16 protein-coding genes and 2 pseudogenes are annotated in these 21,489 nt (G+C 41.9%); 7 read left to right on the top strand and 11 right to left on the bottom strand.

The genetic code is table 11. The features are described from left to right. Nucleotides 1–21: 21 nt before the first annotated feature. From MHB50_RS14905 to MHB50_RS14935, 7 genes are all read right to left on the bottom strand, one after another. Entirely contained in the window at nt 22–1,293 is a 1,272-nt protein-coding gene (locus MHB50_RS14905) for a TRAP transporter large permease (protein WP_339164539.1), read from the bottom strand. Then, nucleotides 1,287–1,781: a TRAP transporter small permease gene (locus MHB50_RS14910; RefSeq protein WP_340084079.1), complete on the bottom strand. Its 495-nt coding sequence runs from the start codon at nt 1,779–1,781 to the stop codon at nt 1,287–1,289. The genes MHB50_RS14905 and MHB50_RS14910 overlap by 7 nt, the downstream gene beginning before the upstream one ends. Before the next feature lie 168 nt (nt 1,782–1,949). Continuing rightward, nucleotides 1,950–2,999: a TRAP transporter substrate-binding protein gene (locus MHB50_RS14915; protein WP_340084080.1), complete on the bottom strand. Its 1,050-nt coding sequence runs from the start codon at nt 2,997–2,999 to the stop codon at nt 1,950–1,952. Between the two features lie 197 nt (nt 3,000–3,196). Next, on the bottom strand, nt 3,197–3,364 hold the full coding sequence (locus tag MHB50_RS14920) for a hypothetical protein (RefSeq protein WP_340084081.1): 168 nt from the start codon (nt 3,362–3,364) through the stop codon (nt 3,197–3,199). A gap of 379 nt (nt 3,365–3,743) precedes the next feature. Beyond that, nucleotides 3,744–3,905 carry a hypothetical protein gene (locus tag MHB50_RS14925; RefSeq protein ID WP_340084082.1) on the bottom strand — a complete coding sequence of 54 codons (162 nt, stop codon included), beginning with the start codon at nt 3,903–3,905 and terminating at the stop codon, nt 3,744–3,746. A gap of 66 nt (nt 3,906–3,971) precedes the next feature. Beyond that, complete coding sequence (locus MHB50_RS14930) at nt 3,972–5,432, bottom strand: aldehyde dehydrogenase family protein (protein WP_340085348.1); 1,461 nt, start codon at nt 5,430–5,432, stop codon at nt 3,972–3,974. Between the two features lie 2 nt (nt 5,433–5,434). Beyond that, nucleotides 5,435–7,168: a thiamine pyrophosphate-requiring protein gene (locus MHB50_RS14935; protein WP_340085349.1), complete on the bottom strand. Its 1,734-nt coding sequence runs from the start codon at nt 7,166–7,168 to the stop codon at nt 5,435–5,437. A 143-nt stretch (nt 7,169–7,311) separates the two neighbouring features. On the opposite strand from MHB50_RS14935, the gene MHB50_RS14940 reads away from it, so the two are divergent. The 5 genes from MHB50_RS14940 (at nt 7,312) to MHB50_RS14960 (ending at nt 14,104) form a co-directional block, all read left to right on the top strand. Next, on the top strand, nt 7,312–8,193 hold the full coding sequence (locus tag MHB50_RS14940; protein WP_340084083.1) for a LysR substrate-binding domain-containing protein: 882 nt from the start codon (nt 7,312–7,314) through the stop codon (nt 8,191–8,193). 976 nt (nt 8,194–9,169) lie between these two features. After that, nucleotides 9,170–9,652 (top strand): ribonuclease E activity regulator RraA, encoded by a 483-nt coding sequence (gene rraA / locus MHB50_RS14945; protein WP_340084084.1) that lies wholly within the window; start codon nt 9,170–9,172, stop codon nt 9,650–9,652. A 167-nt stretch (nt 9,653–9,819) separates the two neighbouring features. Next, a complete protein-coding gene (locus MHB50_RS14950) occupies nt 9,820–10,806 on the top strand; it encodes a LacI family DNA-binding transcriptional regulator (RefSeq protein ID WP_339164546.1) in 987 nt (328 codons plus the stop codon). A gap of 659 nt (nt 10,807–11,465) precedes the next feature. Further along, the gene (gene hisD / locus MHB50_RS14955; RefSeq protein ID WP_340084085.1) at nt 11,466–12,752 is read left to right on the top strand and encodes a histidinol dehydrogenase; all 1,287 of its coding nucleotides are present in this window, start codon (nt 11,466–11,468) and stop codon (nt 12,750–12,752) included. Between the two features lie 32 nt (nt 12,753–12,784). Further along, entirely contained in the window at nt 12,785–14,104 is a 1,320-nt protein-coding gene (locus MHB50_RS14960) for an SLC13 family permease (RefSeq protein WP_339164549.1), read from the top strand. A 237-nt stretch (nt 14,105–14,341) separates the two neighbouring features. Here MHB50_RS14960 and MHB50_RS14965 read toward each other — a convergent pair. From MHB50_RS14965 to MHB50_RS14975, 3 genes and pseudogenes are all read right to left on the bottom strand, one after another. Then, a pseudogene (locus MHB50_RS14965) lies at nt 14,342–14,528 on the bottom strand (IS3 family transposase); the annotation flags it as partial. A gap of 40 nt (nt 14,529–14,568) precedes the next feature. Beyond that, nucleotides 14,569–16,530 (bottom strand): TRAP transporter permease, encoded by a 1,962-nt coding sequence (locus MHB50_RS14970; RefSeq protein WP_340084088.1) that lies wholly within the window; start codon nt 16,528–16,530, stop codon nt 14,569–14,571. A 238-nt stretch (nt 16,531–16,768) separates the two neighbouring features. Continuing rightward, nucleotides 16,769–17,779, bottom strand: a complete 1,011-nt coding sequence (locus tag MHB50_RS14975) for a TAXI family TRAP transporter solute-binding subunit (RefSeq protein ID WP_339164552.1) — start codon at nt 17,777–17,779, stop codon at nt 16,769–16,771. Nucleotides 17,780–18,293: 514 nt separating this feature from the next. Between MHB50_RS14975 and MHB50_RS14980 the strand changes: the two genes are divergently transcribed. Next, entirely contained in the window at nt 18,294–19,394 is a 1,101-nt protein-coding gene (locus MHB50_RS14980; protein ID WP_339164553.1) for a tetratricopeptide repeat protein, read from the top strand. Beyond that, nucleotides 19,391–19,546: a hypothetical protein gene (locus MHB50_RS14985; protein WP_339164555.1), complete on the top strand. Its 156-nt coding sequence runs from the start codon at nt 19,391–19,393 to the stop codon at nt 19,544–19,546. Before MHB50_RS14980 ends, MHB50_RS14985 begins: the two co-directional genes overlap by 4 nt. 317 nt (nt 19,547–19,863) lie before the next feature. On the opposite strand, the pseudogene MHB50_RS14990 reads toward MHB50_RS14985, so the two are convergent. Continuing rightward, a pseudogene (locus MHB50_RS14990) lies at nt 19,864–20,889 on the bottom strand (type I restriction-modification enzyme R subunit C-terminal domain-containing protein); the annotation flags it as partial. Nucleotides 20,890–21,489 lie beyond the last annotated feature (600 nt).

Genomic DNA, 21,489 nt, shown 5'->3' on the forward strand with positions numbered 1-21,489 from the left:
AAAATGGAGGCAGGCCTTCAATCAAAAGCCCCAAATAGGGAACATGACCAAAACAGGAATATAGGTGATGACCAACAATGCGACTATTAAAGCCAGCAACATCCATCCAGAATGACGGGATACTGTCATAAGCGGCGACTTTCCTATGTTCGATGAGATGAGAAGCGTGGCCCCAAACGGCGGTGTTGCCATTCCAATAGCTGTATTGACTACCACAATAATGCCAAAAATGACTGGATCAATCCCAAGCATATGGATAACGGGGAGGAACATGGGAACAACGATAACTAGAATCGCCATTGTATCCATAAAAGCGCCAAAGAAAAGCAAAATGACATTGATGATTAATAAAATCACAATTGGATTTTCCGACAATGACAAGAAACTGCTGACAATTGTGTTTGGAATGTTTTCATAAGCCAAGACATAGGCAAATAATGCGGCATTGGCAATCACAAACATGATCGTAGCTGTAGATTTAGAGGAATCCAAAAATATTTTCCATACATCTTTCATCTTTAATTCTTTATAAATGAAGAAACCGACAATCGTTGCATAAACGACAGCTATGACCCCGGACTCTGTCGGGGTAAAAATGCCCAAAAACACCCCGCCCAATAATATGAGTGGTGTGCCCAATGCCCATAGAGAACGTTTTAATGCTTTAAAAAATTGACTAAAGGTAAATGGCGCATTGCTTCCTTTATAACCCCGTTTCTTTGAAATGATATAAACGACGATCATCAGCGAGATGCCAACGATCAGTCCTGCCGGCAAACCGGCTACATATAAATCTGATATAGAGGCCCCCGAAAGACTGCCATAAATAATTAAAGAGATACTGGGTGGTATGATAACCCCCATAGGACTTGCCGCAGACACAATCGCGGTGGCAAAGCCGCGGTCATACCCTTTATCGACCATTGCCGGGATCATCAAGGTGCCAAGTGCCGCAGCTGTTGCGATAGAGCTTCCCGAAATAGCCGCAAAAAACATGCATCCAAGTATCGTTACCAAGGCCAGACCACCCGTCATTTTGCCTACAATAGAATTCGCTAAATCCAAAATTCTTTGAGCCAATCCTCCGGTGAGCATCAGATTTCCCGCCAGAATGAAAAAGGGAATGGCCATCAAAGCTGACACATCTACCCCAGAAAATAAACGCTGGATCACAATGGTTGGTGTTATATCAGCTATGATTATGTAAATAATAGATGAAAAACCGATTGTAATGGCCATCGGAACACCGAGTAAAAAGAACACAACTGTTAAGATAAAAAACATGGCTACCATGATTGATCCTCCTCTATCGCGGCATGTCGTTTTGCACCTATTTTCGCCAATATATGAATCATCATGATGACGGCAGATATTGGAATAACCGAATAGATCCACCCCATTGAAATCCCGATATTCGCCGAGCTTTGTGCACCAACAACTTCAAGTGCTTGAATTCCAAAAATAATAAGAAAAAGAGAATAAGCAATCATTACGGCCCCTTGAACAGGAGCGAGCCACTGGCGCAAGCTTGGCCATCTGTCTTCAAAGATGGAAACCGTCATATGAGTGTTGTCACGGGTGGCGGAGGCTGCCCCGAGATAGACGATGCCAATCATTGCAAAACGAGATAATTCATCAGACCAAAGAATGCCTCCTTGAAAAAAGTAACGCAAGGCAATATGAATGGCTAACACGATCGTCATCATGAACAAAAAAGAAGTAATGAATGCTCTGGTCACCATATCTATCCCATCGCTGATCTTATCCATTATTTTCTTCATCTCTGCCAACTCCCTATATCATTCAAAATAAAGGGCCTGTCTAAAAAGTCCCCTTTAAAGTAATCAACTAAAACTCAAAGCCTAAGAATGTTGATTTTCAGCATTCTTGGCTTTGTTTTTTTTAGTTTTCAAGCTGCAATATGACTTTTCGGACAGCTCCGGTTGATTTTATTCAATAGATTGAATCTTCTTTAGTAAGTCGTCACCATATTTTTTTGTGTAAAGCTCATATACTTCATCAAATCTCCCATCAAACTGGCTCCTATCAAAATCGTTGATTTCCATGCCTTTTTCTTTTAAAATTTCCTCATACTTTTCGTCGTTGGCTTCATTTTCTTTTGAAATTTCTTGTCCGGCCTCGGCGGCGGCTTCCATCACTGCCTGTTGTATTTCATCCGGAAGATTGTCCAATATCGGCTTGCTCGCCATTAAATAAGCAAAGACAAAATGGATGCCTGTCTTGGAAACATATTTTTGAACTTCATCCACTTTTTCATCATGAATGATATCCAACGTATTTTCTTGCGCATCGATTGCCCCTTGTTCAAGCCCCGTATACGCATCTCCCCAGTTCATTTGTTGCGGGTTTGCTTCCAATGCCTTGTATGAAGCAGTATAAAAATCACTTTCAATCACCCGTATGGACAGACCTTGAAAATCTTCGATTGTTTCAATAGGTCCTTTATTATTCGTAACGTGACGAAAACCTCTGTTCATAACGCCCAACATTTTTAAATTCGCATCCTCTGTTAAGCCCATAAACTCTTTTCCAGCATCAGAAAATACAAATTGATTTACATGTTCCCAATCATTGAATAAAAAAGGCAAGTCAACTAGCGACACTTGCGGGGCAAATTGTGAAACCGGCGGTCCGCTAATGACGCCAAAGTCAAGTGTTTGTAATTGCATAGCCTCAAGCAATTCGCGATCCGCCCCTAATTGTCTAAAGGGATAAATGGAAACGCTTGCATTTCCACCCGTCTTTTTCTCCAGCTTTTCTTTAAACAACTGGGAAAATTTCTGGTAATTTGAATTTTCAGGAGCCTGGTGACCAAGCTTAAACTGGTAAGTGGCCTTACTTACAGATGAGGATTGATTACTTCCTTTTTCCCCTTTTTTGTCATTGGAAGTATTGCTTGCTGAATATTGGCCGCACCCTGCCAAAAAGACCAAAATGATAGAAGATAGCAACAGCATAAAAATGAGCTTTTTTCTCATAACCAAAATCCTCCTCATTTTATTTGATTATAGCTTTGATAACGGTTACAAATGAGCGCATTATTCCTGTATATGGAACTAAAATGATTGCATCTGAAAAAAATGATTCTATGAATAGATAATGGACCCGCTTAATTCCTTTATTTTTTGTGCCAACAGCGCTTGATGGTTCCGATTCCAAGTCTATTCCTTGCGGCTCATTGTAACAGTTCTCCACTACTGACAATATGAATGCCGTATGGACCATTTAATAGAACAGACCCTAACGTATCGACTTTTTCTTCAAGCAGCAGATAATCTTCTATGATCCATGCCGGAAGCAGTAGCCATCCTAAATGATTGAAGTCTCTAACCCAAGTATTCATCTTTCTTGGTCTTCTTTGGCTATGGCTGTTTGTTTCCAATCTACTGGCACTTTGCTAAACAAAGGATCTTGAGAACTCCCATGCTCCCCGATTACCGGGCTGTATTACGTTTCCTACCTGAAAGAACGTTCAAGCCGGTGAGAATCGTTTAACGTATTTGCCAGGCGAGAAAGCAATGCGTTTTTATAAAAAATAATTCAGTGTATCTACGGGATTGGGTGCGGTTATCATCAATGCGTCTTTTGCATATTCGCCATTGATTGCTCAAAGAGCTTGATATTCCCCTTTAAAAAAGTCCTGTTTGATACAACGTCGTTTCGGTTCAACTCTTGTAATAATCACTATCATATGACTTCCTGCCAAATCGCTACATTCTCCCTTAGGACATTTCTTTATCGGCACACACTTTGGAGATCAGCAAATGATGTAACAAAATTCGTTCATTGAGATCCAAAGCATAATTCCTTTCCCGAACTTGGCCCAAGCGAAAAACAATTGCGGAGCCGAGAGTCCCGGCTCCCCCAATGATCGAAACCTTCACGATTACTCCCACCTCTAGGGAAATGATCAGTTTAAAACTGTTATATGAAAATAGAATTTTTTATTGTTAAAAAGCAAATTCCCTTTCTTTCGTCTGTACAGACACCCATTTTGCGCTAGTAAATTCTTCTACTACCCAGGGATTTCCAAACCGGCCAAGCCCACTGGATTTCGTGCCGCCAAAGGGAATATTGGGGGCATCGTTTACTGTTTGGTCATTGATATGAGTCATCCCGGCATCAAGTTCCAAGGCATACCGTTCTCCTTTTTCCAAATCGCTGGTGAAAATGGCGGAACTTAAACCCCGGTCCGTTTCACCAGCAATTTTTATGGCCTCTTCATCCGTCTCCGCTTTTATCACAAGAGCGATTGGAGCGAATAATTCTGTCTGCGCAATATGACTGTCATTTTTTACATCGGCAAAGATAAAAGGGGTCATCACATTGCCTTCAATGCTTCCTTCCAGAACGGTCCGTGCTCCTTCTTTTTTAGCCAGTTCTACGTAGCCGGCCGCTTTTTTCAATTGCTGCTCATTAATAAGCGGGCCAATAACTGTATGTGGATCTTGGGGATTTCCACATGGAAGCTCTTTCGCCCGGGCCGCAAATGTTTCCACAAACTCCTCATACTTATCTTTGTGAACAATGATTCGATTAATGATCATACATATTTGCCCTTGGTGTATGAATTTTCCGAATATAGCTGCCTTTACTGCCTGATTCACATTGGCATCTGATAGAACAACAAACGGACTATTGCCGCCCAGCTCCAAGGCGACTCTCTTTAAGTTCCTTCCTGCTATTTCTCCTATACGGCGTCCTACCGCTGTAGAGCCCGTAAAACTGATCAGGCGGGGAATGGGGTTTTCTATCATTTCATCTCCAATTTCTTCTATATCGGTTAATAACATGTTAAACACGCCGGGGGGAAGGCCTGCATATTCAAATGCTTTCGCCAGTATGACACCGCCAACCAAGCCTACTTGGATATCTGGCTTATGCACAACCGCATTTCCGAGCGCGATGGCCGGAACGATTGTTCTAAGCGACAAATTCACCGGGAAATTAAACGGAGAAATGGACGAAATGACACCGAGAGGCAGACGATAAACCTTATTGATTTTTCCTTCCGGACCGCCGGGAACCTCCCTGACTTTTCCCACTTCATGAACATAGTTGAGCGCCTCCGCCATTACTCCCACAGCAAGGTGATGTTCCACATTTGCTTTTAAAATCGTTCCACCGGTTTCCCTGCTGATGAGTTGAACAATTTCTTCCTGATGTTCATTCATGTATTCCACCGCTTTTTCAATGACTTGCTTCCGTTCTTCAACCGAAGATCGCGCCCAGCTTTTTTGGGCCTCTTCAGCAAACTGGAAAGCGTTTTGGAGCTGCTCCTTGGATGCGATGTTCATTTCGGCAATCAGCGAACCATCGTAAGGATTTATATTCTGATATGTTCTCCCGCTGTCTCCTGCAACCCATTCTCCATTGATAAAACTGTTGGTCATCTGCTCAAAGCTTTGCATACTCAATCTCCTTCCTCATTTTCTTTATTAATGGCTTGCAAATAGACATCCAAAACAGCGGACCTGCCAGACTTTACTGCTTGAAGCGCCTTTTTTAACGCTGCTTTCACTTCTTCCGGTCTTGTAACCTTTTTTGCATAGGCTCCTCCTGCTGCTTCCGCGATTTTCGAAAGATCTGCATGCGGCGTAAAGTCTACGAAGAACTCGTTCATTTGTTTGGCAATCCCGTCAGGATGAACACCCAAAGTGGAAAGTTTGGGAGATTTCCAGCCCCTGTTATTAAAAATAACTGTAAGAAAGGGCAACTTATATTTACGGGAAATCCAATGGACGGAAGAAGGTACACTAAACAGATAGCACCCATCACCAATTAAGTTGATCACTGTTTTGGAAGGGTCTGCAAGCTTAACTCCTATGGCCGCGCCTCCATTCCAGCCAAGTCCCCCAGCCCCGCTGCCCAATATGGAACCGGGCTTCTTCCGGTGCAAATGGGTATACGATACTTCATAACTTGAAATTAACTCATTGGTTATGATGGTGTCCTCATCACATAATTCCCGGATCGCCGCCAACAGATATTCGGGCGTAATAACATCTTTTGGATATTTCTCCGCGGCACCCTGTTTCCCGCGCAGCGCATCATGATATGCTTTGATCCGCTGTCTTCGGTTTTTAACTTGCTCCCTATGAATGTCGGTTGTAAGCAAGGCGGCGTTTAATTGCTGAAGGGCTGTTTCCGCATCAGCGGCGAAAAACCGTTTTGCGGGAATGTACCATAGCGGCATGCCTTCTTTTAATGGGTCCTCGTCGATATAATAAATGACAGCATCTTTTGATGGCTTGTTTTTAAAGGGAATCCAAGGAACATCACTATCGATAACGAGAATGAAGTCCGCTTCTTCCAGAACGGTATTTTGCGCTGGCGTATTCCACTGGTAACCACAATGGAGTATGTTATCAGACGGGAAGTTCATATAATTGGGAACAGATTCAAGTACCGGGATCGCCATTTTTTCACAAAATGCGATTAACTGTTCGACCGCCCTTTCGTTTTTTCCAATATACGAAGTAACCACCAGAGGGTTGGCAGCCTTTTTCAAGTCTTCTATTATCGGCTGTATTTCCATGGGCGCCAAACCACGCGGCGCCACTGGTTCCCACTGCTTTGGATTGATGCTTACCGGTTCGGTTTCCGCTTCCATTACTTCTCGTGAACCTATTAAATAAACCGGGCCTTGGGGACTTGTCTTGGCAATCTGCAATGCCCGATGTACGATTTGTTTTATATTCGTTCCCGTTTTGATTTCATAATCATATTTCATGTAATCTCTTACGATGCCCCGTTGATCGGGAACATCCTGAATCCAGTGAATAAATTCATTTCTGCTTCCTAAAAGCTCTCCTTCTTGCGTAATAGGTGAAGTTCCCGCAAAAATGAGAACTGGAACACGGCCTTTCCAAGCATTATGGATAGCCGCACCCAAGTTTTGCGTTCCGCACTCAACATGGACAACGACTGCCTGTGGTTCTCCGGTTATCTGGGCATAGCCATGGGCGGCACTGAGCGCGACCATTTCATGTGGACAAATGATGACCTCCGGCAATGTTCGACCTTCTCTTTTGGCATCAGCCAATGCTTCTATCATAGCCGGGTGATCACTGCCAAAATTGGCGAAAAGGTATGATACCCCCGCTTCTTGCAAAGCCTCAAGAAATGCTCTACTTGTTGTATACATACTCAAGTCCATTACACCTTTCTGTTATTTTTTGAAAAATGAAAATCGCGTTAATTAAATTGTAATTCCATTAGGACGTCAGTACAATACGATTACATCTATACTTTTGATAGATATGATCTATCAAAAAGGAGGAAGAAAACATGGAACTGCGGTTGCTGAACTATTTCTTGGCCGTTACAGAGGAACTCCATTTTACAAGGGCCGCTGAACGGCTGGGAATTAGCCAGCCCACACTCAGCCAGCAAATTCGCTTGCTTGAAAGCAGGTTAGACACTGTCCTATTTCATAGAAGCGGGAAAAAGGTTGAATTGACTGAAGCCGGAAGGATTCTGTTGGAGCACGTGAACAGAGTGTTTTTCGAATTGGATCAAGCAAAAACGATTATTCAAGAATTGAAGGGGCTCAACCGGGGAGAATTACGAATAGGAAGCTCTGGAAATCATCTCATTTATTCACCATTGCTTTCCTTTCATAAGCAATATCCCAACATTAAGATTTCTGTCTTTGACCTTAAAACTGAAAAAACCGTAGAAAGACTATTGAATTCCGGATTTGACCTAGGCATCGTTTTTTTGCCGGTTCATCATCCAAGAATAGAGACCATCCCACTTTTTTCCTCTAAGCTATATGTCGTATTATCCAACCATCACCCATTAGCCGAAAAAGACACAGTTCATTTGCAAGAACTGCAAGAGTACCCTCTGTTTTTATTGCCTGAACAATATTTGATCCGTCAAGAGGTAAATTTATTTAGTAAAAAATCCGGTTTCCGATTAGAGCCGATCGTTGAATTATCCGATACAAACTCACTCATTAAAATGTCCATTCTGAACAACGGCTTTACTATACTTCCCAAGCTTTATGCAGATTACGCCACTGACCTGCCTATTAAATTGGTTAAAATAGCAGACAACGTTCCGGTTATGGAAATAGGCGCAATATATCGAAAAGGGATGATTTTTTCAACAGCTATTCAAGCGTTTTTACAGCATCTAAAAGACTTTTATCAAAAAGGGCATTAAGGAGCAGTAGGAAAAAGCCCACGGAACATGGCCGCACGATGTAACATGTTGGCCAGTAAAATCTCGAAACGCCAGCATCAAGAGCTGGGCATCAAAGTGAAGTGTTGAGTCAGCGAACCTCAAAGCCCCACTGCTAAGACGCTGAACAAAGGCTCATACCAAAAGCGTGCTGGCTGAAAAAAGGTTCGGATCAAAGGCGTGCTGTTGGCAAGATGCTCTGACAGCGATACTCTGAAAAAAATCACTCTTTATCTTCGCGCGCTTGACAATGCTATCAAGACTTTGCTTGTCTTGTCGGTTGCACAAATACACCTGTACGTCACGGCGCCTTTGGGAAGAAGGAAAATGCTTGGCGGTTGTCAATTTGACCATAAGAGTTGGACAACCAAACTTTCTTCTTTGGGAGGAAAAAACATGCTTGGCGGTTGTCAATGTTTGTGTATGGTGATTGCCGCGGGTTGCAACAATCTTTGGGAGGACAAAATGCTTGGCGGTTGTCAATGCCTTGGAGCGGTACCGGAATGAAGCAATAGCGAAATGAGGATAAGGATAAGGGACGGAAAGGTAATGACAACTTTGCTACACCCGAACCCTCTTGGCTTGGAACAAACATCGTTTCGCCTTTGTGAGCGCGTATCCTTGAAAACGCGGAAGTGTTTCTGGCAACATTACTTGTCTGTCGCCGCGGATCAATCGGGCCTTTACAGGCAGTCGCTTCACACTTTTCTTTGATGAGCTTAGCTGATGGCACTGTAACAAAAATAGTTGATTCATCCACCTCCAAATGGTGAATTTTTTGTCCGCTCCTTAAAAAAGGGTTAAAAAGACCCCTTCTTTGATGATGATAACGCTCATTGCTGCTGTCATTGGCTTATTAAAGGGAGGCCAAAATAAGAAGGAACTGCGACAAATTTTCCAAAACTTTGTATACTAAAGGTATACGACAAAGCTGAAATGATGTAGAAGGAGAGATTCCATGACAAATTTCAAAACGGCTGATCTATGCGACCATCATGCCGAGCATGTGCAAGTATGCAAAATAGACTTTCACTCATACGGGAAAAAAGCTCGCTTTTTCGGAAAAGTGGAGACCGTAAAAGTACATGAAGACAACGTCCTTTTTTTACAAGCACTGGAAAATGTCCCTGAACATTCGGTTGTGGTGGTTGATGGAGAAGGTTCCAGAAACTGCGCTTTAATGGGAGATCGTTTGGCAGGCATCGCAGCAGCCAGAGGACTTGCTGGAGTGATTATCAACGGCTGTGTCAGAGATTCGGCGGATCTAGCCAATATCAATGTCGGCATATTGGCCATTGGAACAAACCCTTTGAAAAGTAAAAAAGAGGGAAAAGGAGAACGCGGAGGTATTGTGGAGTTTGGAGGAGTTACATGGAAACCCGGAGATTACGTGTATGCCGATGAAGATGGCGTCATTGTTTCCGATCGGGAGCTTGGGTAAAATAAGCGCATATAGATGACAAATGGACTCCCGGCAAAGCTTTTAGCCGAAGTGTCATCATTTGATTGAATTGAATTGAGATTTTATGTTAGCGAGAGATGTCCATTTAAAACCGATTTATCATGACACATTAAAAATTCATTGGAACAGTTTAAGGAGTATTTTAAATGGTAAAGAAAGTAGTTTCAGCCACTGAAGTTGCTAAATTAGCCAATGTATCGCAATCAACGGTATCCCGGGTTTTTACCCCAGGAGCCAGTGTATCGGAAAAAACAAGAAAAAAAGTGCTCGAAGCCGCAGAAATACTGAATTATCATCCGAATGCCTTAGCTAGAAGCCTGATTACCAAAAAGACGAATATCATCGGCCTGGCCATGAAAGATATTCAAAACCCATTCTACCATGAGGTATTAGGAATTTTTTCAAAAAAGCTTAGAGAAAAAGGATATTTTGTATTATTCGTTTATACGGAAAATGAAGAAATCCAGCAAGATGAAATCCATCATTTTCTGGAATACAATGTGGAAGCAATCATTGTGACAGATGCCCTCTTGTCTTCGAAGCTGGTCGAACAGCTCAGGAAAAATGATATCCCTGTCATATTGTTCAATCGGTATGAAAAGAGTTTATTATGCAACTCGGTTAGCTGTGATAATATATATGCGGCAAGAGAAATTGCGGCTTATGTCTATAAAAAAGGGTTCACAGACATCGTATATATTACTGGAAAAATCAATACATCTACCAATAGAGACAGGCAAAAAGGGTTCACAGAATATTTAAAAGAAAAAGGAATAGATGTAAAAATAATAGAGGGAGATTATACATATGAAAGGGCATTCCATGTGACAAAACAGCTCTTAGAAGACGGGCACAAACCGGAGGTCATTTTCGGCGCTAATGATATAACCGCCCTCGGTGCCCTGGACGCGCTTAAAGAAAAAAATATTCGCATCCCCAAAGAGACGGCAGTTATTGGATTCGATGACATTAGAATGTCTTCTTGGCCTAACTACGCTTTATCCACATGGAACCAGCCAGTTCATGAAATGGTTGATGAGACAATCAATATCTTAATGTCCACTAAACAAAGAAAAGATCCGCAAACAATCAAAGTGAAGGGACACTTTATTCACCGGAACACAACCGTTTAAAAACCCTGTTCTCAAAGAAGGCCATCTCATACAACATGAAAAGAGGCCTTCTTAGGAAGCAGAAAAGATCGATCTGCAAACGAGAAAATCGCAACTTAATAGAGTCACATATTGGAAAAACGAAACGCCGCATGTCAAGAACTTTCCGCTTATGCGCGGATTTTGCTTTATACGCGGGTATTTTCCTCTATACGCGGGTATTCTCCCCTATGCGCAGGTACTTTCTTCTATACGCGGGTATTTTCCTCCATGCGCGGGTATTCTCCCCTATACGCGGGTATTCTCCTCCATACGCGGGTATTTTCTTCTATACGCGGGTATTCTCCTGCATGCGCGGGTATTTTCTTCTATACGCGGGTATTTTTCTCTATACGCGGGTATTCTCCCCTATACGCGGGTATTTTCTTCTATACGCGGGTATTCTCCTCTATACGCGGGTATTTTTCTCTATACGCGGGTATTCTCCCCTATACGCGGGTATTTTTCTCCATGCGCGGGACACTCCCCCTTACGCGGGGCTTCTTATCGCTTTCATAAAAACATGTTGACAAGTGAAAACGGTTAATATAGTATTTTAAACATATATTTTGAATTGCATACGTATGCAACCCTCTATTGCCCCACTTTGCATACGTATGCACCAAAAGGGAGAGAAAAAAATGGCAACTTTTTTAAAGAAAGGGAAAGTAGCAGAAGAAATTCAACAAGACGATGAGAAAATTTCTCAAATTGTAAGCTCTACCATTAAGAGAATCGAAGTAGAAGGAGATCGGGCAATCAGGGAATTGTCACTTAAATTTGATCATTGGAACCCGAACAGCTTTCGGTTAAGTAATGATCAAATCAATGAAATCGTATCTTCCATTCCTCAACAAACGGTCAAAGATATTGAATTTGCCCAAAGTAATATAAGAAGATTTGCAGAAGAACAGAGAAAATCGATGCAAGATATCGAAGTGGAAATAATGCCAAATGTTATTCTCGGGCATAAAAACATCCCGGTAAACAGTGTAGGATGTTATATTCCTGGCGGGCGTTACCCAATGGTAGCCTCCGCTCATATGAGTGTGCTAACCGCAAAAGTAGCCGGAGTCAAAAGAGTTATTGCCTGTACCCCTCCTATTAATGGACAAATTCCGGCCGCGACGGTCTATGCCATTCATAAAGCAGGGGCGGATGAAATTTATATTCTTGGCGGTATCCAAGCAATGGCTGGAATGGCTATCGGAACCGAGAGCATTGAACCGGTGGATATGATTGTGGGCCCTGGTAACGCCTTCGTCGCGGAAGCCAAGCGGCAACTCTTCGGCCGTGTAGGTATTGACTTGTTTGCAGGTCCCACGGAAACATTGGTGATTGCCGATGAAACAAGTGATCCGGAAATGATCGCAACGGATCTGCTTGGGCAAGGTGAACACGGACCAACTTCACCAGGAGCGTTAATTACCACATCCAGAAAAGTTGCCGAACAAACCCTCGAGGAAATCAAGAGACAGTTGGAAATATTGCCTACTGCCGATGTGGCCAAAGCGTCATGGGAGGATTATGGACAAATTATTCTGGTGAAAAATGAACAAGAAGCTTTAGTAGAAGCTGATAAATTAGCATTTGAGCATGTGGAAGTCCTTACAAAAAATCCTGATTTCTTTTTGGAGAATATGACAAATTACGGTTGCTTGTTCTTGGGTCCTGAGACAAATGTAGCTTATGGAGATAAAGTAATCGGAACAAACCACACGTTGCCGACAAAAAGAGCGGCCAGATATACAGGCGGACTTTGGGTAGGAAAGTTCCTTAAAACGGTTACTTATCAAAAAATCACCTCCAAAGAACAAAGCGCCTTTATTGGAGAATATGCGGCGAGGCTATGCCAACTGGAGGATTTTTCCGGTCACGCGGAGCAGGCTTTACTGCGCGTTCGGAAATATGGAAACAAAGGGAAATAATATATGTTTTTTTAAAAAAGTAGGTGCCTTTTATGATCAATATGTTCGGATTGATTGGCGGACTGATTTTATTAACCGTTCTTGTGATGAGAGGGATGAATCTTCTGATCGTTGCTCCCCTTTCGGCATTTTTCGTAGCAGTGTTGAATGGAATCCCTCTCTTTCCCCCGTTTGCTTCTGAAGACCAGACGGACTTTATCACTGGATATATGGATGGTTTCGCCGGATTTATATCATCATGGTATCTGATGTTTTTGGCAGGGGCCATTTTCGGAAAGGTAATGGAAGACAGCGGGGCAGCAGATAGCGTTTCCCGCTGGATTGTCGAAAAAATCGGTATGAAAAAGGCTGTGCTCGCCATCATCCTTGCCTGTGCCGTACTGACATATGGCGGAGTCAGCTTGTTTGTGGTAGCCTTTGCAGTCTATCCTATGGCAGTTAGCTTATTCAAGGAAGCCAATTTGCCCAGGAGATTTATTCCTGCCGCAATGGCCTTTGGTTCCACGACGTTTACAATGACATCTGCGGGTTCACCCGAAATTCAAAATTGGATTCCAATCCCCTACCTGGGTACAAGCCCATATGCCGGATGGGAAGTAAGTTTCATCACCGCGATGTTTATGCTTATTTTCGGCTATTGGTGGCTGATGAAAATGATCAGAAAAGCCGTTAGGAACGGTGAACATTTTATGGAGAGGGCCACCGATCATACCGAAATCAGAAACGATTTGCCGCATCCACTTATCAGTTTGATTCCTTTATTATTTGTTTTGATCGTTTCTTTCATTTTTCATGATACATTAGCCCAGTCGGCACTTATACTAGCGTTGCTTAGCGGTATTCTTTCAACATGGATATTAAATAGAAAGTATTTTAGAAACTTTTCGGCTGCGGTGGGCGAAGGTACGATAGGCGCTCTCATTGCCATCGGAAATACGGCTGCTGTTGTAGGTTTTGGGGGAGTTGCCAAAATAACCCCTGCTTTTGAATCCGCAGTTGATTTCATGACAAGTATTCCCGGAGATCCATTGATTGGAGGGGCCTTGGCAGTCATGGTAATCGCGGGACTAACAGGTTCGTCATCTGGCGGACAATCGATTGCTTTGCCCATCTTAGGACCTTTTTATTTAGATATGGGTGTCAATCCAGAAGCGCTGCACCGGACGGTCGCCATGTCATCGGGTACACTCGATTCTCTTCCGCATGGCGGATATGCCGTGACGACAATAAGGGCGATATCAGGGGAAACTCATAAAGACGCATACCCCGCGTTTGGAGCTATGACAGTGGCCGTTCCCATCATCACCGTCATTCTCGCAGTCATTCTCTTTTCCCTTGGCGTTGGTATTTAGAAGTAATATAGATTTGTAAAGTGAAATACCATTTGCTCTGCGGCTGAAAACCTTCTTGACATTGGTATTTAAAGTAAAAATAGATTGATAGAGTGAAGGATTTACAATCATACTTGAATAAACCCTTGGCCATCTATAAGTTGAAGCTGGGACGTAAGTAGAAAACAAATTGAAATTCCTTGCAAAATGCGAAAAACCGCGTAAAATCAAGGTATTTACATTGGGATCACCCTTAAATTATGCAGCTGATCGGCTGGATTGAGTTCGGTATTGGACCGGACTTAGTCCAGTCAATTTTTCTTTGGATCGTTCATTGTTATACCCGTAGATATAGTCTTCTATTCTCCTCATAGCTTACTAGTTTTTCCCCATAATACATTTCTTGCTTTAAAATGCCAAACAAATTCTCCATGGAGGCGTTGTCTGCGCAGGCTGCTTTACGCCTTTGCAGACCATGACAAACGCTATACGGAAGCCCTCTCATTCGCGCTTTCCCTCTCAACATCCTTTCGTTGTTTTTGTATAAACCATATTCCGATGATCAGGGCGGCGCCAACCAAATCCGAAATGGTTTCGGGGAAAATCATCATGATGCCGCCGGCAAACAGGACCATGCGCTCCCAAGGAAGGGAATTGCGATAAAAGTGGCCGATAACGGCGCTGCTGACGGCAATCATGCCGACGATAGCGCCCATTAAAGCAATGATGAGCTTTAGTGGTGTAACGTCCACCAACACAAATATGGGATTATAAATAAAAATATACGGAACGATAAATGCCGCGATAGACAATTTTACGGCCGTTACTCCGGTTTTAAATGGATTGGCCCGGGCAATCCCCGCTCCGGCATAAGCAGCCAAACAAACCGGCGGCGTAATATCAGCGACAATACCAAAGTAAAACACAAACAGGTGGACGGCAATAGGTGCGAGTCCAAATTCATTAATAAGCGCCGGGGCCGCTACCGTTGCTGTCACGACATAGTTGGCCGTCGTCGGAAGGCCCATCCCAAGGACGATACAAGCAATCATTGTAAAAAAAAGTGCCAAAATCAAGTGTCCTCCGGATAAGGCGATGATCCCTGCTGCAAATTTGGCGCCTAGTCCCGTAATACTGACGACTCCCGCAATAATCCCCGCGGTAGCAACCGCGGCAATGACCGGGAGGGCTACCCTTGCCCCCTGCTCCAAAACATGAATGATTTTCCGGAAAGAAAGCCTTGTGCCTTTTTGAAAAAAACTGATGACGAAAACGGCGCCGATCCCCAACATCGCGGCACGCTGCGGCGTAAATCCTGAAAGAATGGTGCCGATCATGAGAATGATCGGAAGCAACATATAGCCGTTGCGAAGCATTAAATCCTTAAATACAGGAAGCTGAGACTTTTTCATTCCAAAAATACCCAGCTTTTTTGCTTCGAAGTGGGTGCCGATGAAGATTCCGGTAAAATACAATGTTGCTGGAATGATCGCTGCCAGCATGATGGTCGAGTAAGGAACACCCAAATATTCCATCATAATAAAAGCGGCAGCCCCCATAATGGGCGGCATGATTTGTCCTCCTGTTGAAGCAGAGGCTTCTGCCGCGCCGGCAAACTCCGGCTTGAATCCGGACTTTTTCATCATGGGAATCGTAAAAGATCCTGAGGCAACCGTATTTCCGACAGAACTTCCGGAGACCATTCCTTGCAAGGCACTTGCTACCACCGCTGTTTTTGCCGTCCCTCCCGTAAATCGTCCTGTCAAAGAAAAAGCCAAATCATTAAAAAACTGACCAATTTTCGTATGAATCAACATGACCCCGAAAAATAAAAATAGGAATATAAATTTTGCTGAAATTTGAATCGGGGTTCCGAAAACACCACTTTCCTGATACCAGATGTTGGGTGCAATCCTGTCAACCGAAAAACCCGGATGGGATAATATCGTAGTTGGAATGTGCTTGCCAAAAATGGCATACAAAATCGTAATGCTCGCCACTACAACAATCGGTACGCCGACTGTTCTGCGGGTTGCCTCCAATACGAGTAAAATGCCGATGGCGGAAATAATAATGTCGATTGTGCTGTACCCTGTCACACGGCTTTTTAAGAGGGCGTCGAAAAAAATGATTTTATGGTAGGTAACATACATGGCCGTAAAAGCCAACACAACATCATACCATGGCACATTTTTTTGTAACCGGTGCATACCTTTTTTGGCCGGATATAACAAAAAAATGATTCCCAAGGCTGTTCCCAGATGGACAGCTCCTTGCTTTTGAGAAGGGAGTGTGCCAAAGTAGCCCGTATATAAGTGAAAGACCGTCAAATAAACACCTAAAAATGTGACTACCCATTTCCACCTCCCTATTCTTTGTCTAAATTGACTTTCTCTATCATATCTCTCCAGGATTTCCTGGGCATTTTTATTGAGATTTTCGTTCATGCGCACAAGCCACCACCTTTAGAAGTAATAGGCAAGAAAGAGATGACCACTTCAAATCATCTCTTTCCTTCATTAAATAGTGTGTTTTAACGTTAAAAAACTTCTTTTCTCAGCGTATTGATGTAATACGCCTGTCATGCACACAACTGAAAAAAGCTTTTTGCGTTCTTGTTAATTGGTGAAGTTTCTGCATTTCCTTTACGACAATTCTATTTTTCACTTATTTTTTCAATGACGATTATTGTTTTAAATCTTCCAAACTGTTAATTCCCGTTTTTTCACGAGTCACAATTTGAATGACTTCAGGATAAATATGGCCGATAAATGCCGCATTTCCCACTTCGGCACCTTCAAAGTCCCCTTCTCCCTTTACAGCCGCAAGAGCTGGTACATGCACAGTCATGCCCAGATCCATATTGCCATCGCGAATGCTGGACAGATTCTCAATGGATGCGCCAGTTTCAGTATTTGTAATATTAATGCCGTCCAAATACTTATTCCAAATATTGGCCATTTCTCCACCGAGCGGGTAATAGGTGCCACCTTGGCTTCCCGTCCCCAAAATCAATTCTTGTTTTCTATCTCCCTTGTCAGCCTTCAATTCCGCTACTGGATTATCCACTGTTATTCCCTGCTCTTCATAATACTTTTTCGCACCGGGATGGATCGGCATCCCTTCGGCGCCTTTTAACGCATTTTCAAGCGTCATGTGTACCGCTTGGGCGTGTGTATTTTCACTCGCTTTTTCAATCATCGTTTTGGCCAGCTCATAACCAAGTTCCTCGTCAATCGTATTCGTATTTCCCATTAATATAGCGTAAGCTGTCACTGTTTCTATATCCGAATCAAGGAAATCATACGTATCCTTCGGTATCGTATACCTTTTATAACCGCTGTTTTCTTCAATGTATTGAATGGCTTCATCTGAAAGCTCAAGCATTTTCACATCCCCTACAGATGCTTGGAGGCTCTCGATGCTTCCGGCAGGCAACCCAAGAATGCCAACGGACACATCAATATTCCCATCCTGTACCCCTTCTGCCGCGTCACCAAATCCTTCCTGAAATTCTTCAAAATGCCCTTCTTCAATCCCATACGCGTCTAAAATCAACTTCGAAGCAGTGTTTGTCTCACTGGCTGGAGGTCCTATCGCCACTTTTTTCTTCTCTCCGGCTCCCCCGCATGCGGCCAGAGTCAACATAACCACCATCATCAGCACCAGGAAACCCAACCTTCTTTTCCTATGCATCTTTATTCCCCCTTTTTTGATAGCGTTTTCATAAAAGCGTACTCATAAAATGTTATTCAATATAATTGCGATTTATTTCTTTAGATCATGTGGATATAGTGTTAGTATAACAAAAGAAAATTTATGGAACAATAAAAATTCTGAATATTTATATCCAAATGAGAAAAAATCAAATTTTTTTACAACAACAAGGTTCATATTTCGAACTTTGATCTCCACTTTTATAGCCTGCCTTTTACTCGATTATCAAGTTATTGAATCACAACATTCATAGCAATAATGCCCGTTATACGAGGCATGTTGAAAAGAAGATCATAAGGAAGAAATGCTAACACATAACGTGTTAAACGAGGCAGATCCTCGGTTTAATAGGTTTGATATAACCATGCATAAGCTAAATTTTTATTGTTTTTTCAAAAAATTCCTTGCAATTTGCCGAATGTTAGATATAATATTAAATGAAAATACTAATAATTCATTTAAAACCAAAAAGAAAGGAGGGGATTGAACAAAGTTGAGCACGATAGCTTTTGAAGAAGTGGGACAAGCCATAAGCGACTGGTACGAAGTTATCAAACAGCGCAACGTTTCCAAAGCCGTCGCCATGCAAGAAGAGATTAAAAACATGTTGCCAGGCATGGAAGAAAATCAAAATGTGTTACTCTACTTCAACTTGATTGACTCGCGCTATAAACTTATGACAGAGGAATATAAAGAATCCGGAAAGTTACTAGACAAGGTGAAAGCGAAAGCTTTAGAAGAAAGCACCGATAACCTGATTCACTATTATTATTATTTTTTCTCCGGCATGTATGAATTTTACAAAAAACGCTACATCAACGCGATCATCAACTATAAAATGGCTGAAAAACAGCTGGAAAAAGTACCTGATGACATTGAGAAAGCTGAATTCCACTATCGGCTCGCGATTGCATACTATCGAATCGATCAACATTTTTTTTCAATCACACACACTAAAATCGCATACGACATATTCAAAGCGCACGACATCTATAAAGAAAACATGATTAACTGTGAAATGCTGTTAGGTTTAAATAAACTCGATATGTTGCTACACAAACAAGCTCAAAAACAATATGAGAAGGCACATGCTATCGCGAAAGAAAACGGTTTCCGATACACCGAAAGTTTGACGCTTTTTAATCTTGGCATCTGCTTTGAACGGCAAAAAATGTTCAGAGAAGCTGCGAACTGTTTTAAACAAGCTTTAAGCATTCCTGAACATGTAGAATCATTTGTCGCCGTCCGCTCTACTTATATGATAAGCAAACTTCTGTTTCAACTGGGAGATTATGATGCTGCCCAGTCATGGTACGAAAAAGCGCTCAAAAGAGCCACGGATGAAGGAGAACAAGAATATCTGGCCAAGTTAAAACTGGTATACGCTTTATATGCAAAACAAAATGACCAAGAAGTGAGAAAAAATCTGCATGTCCTCGATGACATGGAACTTTGGACAGAAACAGCCGATCTTTCACTTGAAATCGCGGAATATTATAAAAGTAAGGCTGATTTTGAAAAAGCCGCGTATTATTTTGAATACGCTCATTTGGCTAAAGACAAAATTATCAAAATATCGGAGGAATTACTATGAAAAAAATTACTTTGTTCAGTCTGTTAACAATGTCAGTTTTATTGCTAGCCGTTCCTGCTTTGGCGAAAGAGACAAATGATACAAACAAACCCGTTAAAACTGCAGAAAAAGGTGTAGTTGCCTCTCCTACTATGCTACAAGTCAAATCATGAAAAAGCGTTAAAACAAAGAATCCGTGTAGCTTGTTCTAATGTTGTGTTAAGTGAGGTGGAATCTCACTCAGCACAACATGTCTTCAATTTTTTTATACTTTAGGAATTTCCTAACTCCAACAGAGTGAAACACGAATTTTCAACAATACCAAGAGTGTACGGGTGCGATTAAATGTCAACTCCTTTTATTCTCCTTCAGTAAGGTATGGGGGAAAATTAAAGAAAACCAATGAATGCCGTAAAAGAGCATTCTTGGTTTTTCAATTTTAAATTTTTTAGACAGCAGCCCCCTTGAGGCAGATCTAATGAATCATTATCTAAGCCCCACTATTAATCTCTTCCGCATTTCGATTCATTTCATCAATAACTTCAAGAATTTTCCTGGCATCATCCATATTATCTTTAAACAAACTCACGATACTGCCAACCGTTCTGAATGATTCTTGTTGGAGTACCTTCTTATCAAGCGTGCCGTTTTTCACAACGTAATCAACAATAAGTTTTACGAACCGAGCTTGGTTCATATTTAAACGATTTTCAGATAGGAATCCCGAGAAAGCGGCATTAGCTGCTTGCGGATCTAGCCCAACAATCTGCCGGACAAGTTTGGTAATTGGGGTTTCACCAAAATCCTTTTCATAGTCTTCCTTCGTATCAAGTTCCTGCCACAGTATTTCTTCCAATGTTTTTACATCTTGTTTGGTTAAGGGCTTATTATGATTTAGTTTATAAATGGCCATTTGATCTTTATGATCTTTTAAATAATGATGAACTTTTTTCTTATAACTTTGTAAGTCATTCACATGGAACATCGGGCCATTCTCTTTAACTTCTATAACCTGATCTTGAAAATTCGTATAATAAATCTTTTGTGTTTCCTTTTGAATAAACTTAATTAAATCTCTTAATGCTTCTCGTACGGAATCTAATTCAAATATATCCGCACTATCCCAAAATTCTTCGGTTAGCACTTTGTCAATGACGTATTTTTGCTCTAGTACTTGCGGAATCGTACCTAACTTGGATAATGCTTCTGCTGTTTGCACAACACTACGAATTGGCTTTGTTGCATTATTCGCTTGCAGTTTGGCTAATTCTATCGTGTACATCACTAAATCAAAGCGTTTAGCAAATTCATCATCATCAAAAGGAGCGATGATTGGAGAAATATGGTCTTTGATTTCGTTTGTATCCAGAACAGAAAGCACCTGCCAATTATCCCGATTCTTAAATTTTTCCACATATTGCAGATGTTGTCTTACACGGAAGTTCTCATGATCCAGCGTTAAGATATCCCCTATTACTCCGTTTACAAGTTCATTACGATGTTGCATGTATTCCTCTAAAAATATTTTTTACTGGAATCCGTAGATCCATAAAGTGAAACTTCCTTCAGTAGGCGTTTTTTTCCATCTCCTACTAAATGTTAGTTGAACGAATCGGGCATGTAGGTGCCGTTTTCTCCCACTTAGACCCTTTGTGCCTTGAAGTCGTATATATGGCACCTTACATGCGGGGAAAAAAAGAAATCCGAACGAATTCGAATTCTAACGAAAGAATTTTGCATCATCGTTCGGATTTTTCTTTGGCTATAAACACTTTTGTTTCAGCCTCTTCAAATTGTCGATAAACCCTCAAAAGCTTAATGACAGCAAATCGTTACACCCTTTGGGATTTACTCGTCTTTTTTGGGGTTAACCAGCGACTTTTTCGATTTACTATTCACTTTTTCGGTTACTAGCCACTTCTGGAAGTTACTATCCTCTTTTACTACTCACGCGCCACTTCTAGAAGTCACTAGCCACTTCTCCGATTTACTAGCAACTTCTGGAAGTTACTTTTCAATTCTAGAAGTCACCATCCATTTTTAAGACTCACTTGCGACTTCTATAAGTCACTATCCTCTTTTCTGGCTTACTTGCGACTTCTGAAAGTTACTATCC

Origin of the sequence: Siminovitchia sp. FSL H7-0308 (assembly GCF_037980985.1) — a bacterium.
Lineage (GTDB): Bacteria > Bacillota > Bacilli > Bacillales > Bacillaceae_C > Siminovitchia > Siminovitchia thermophila.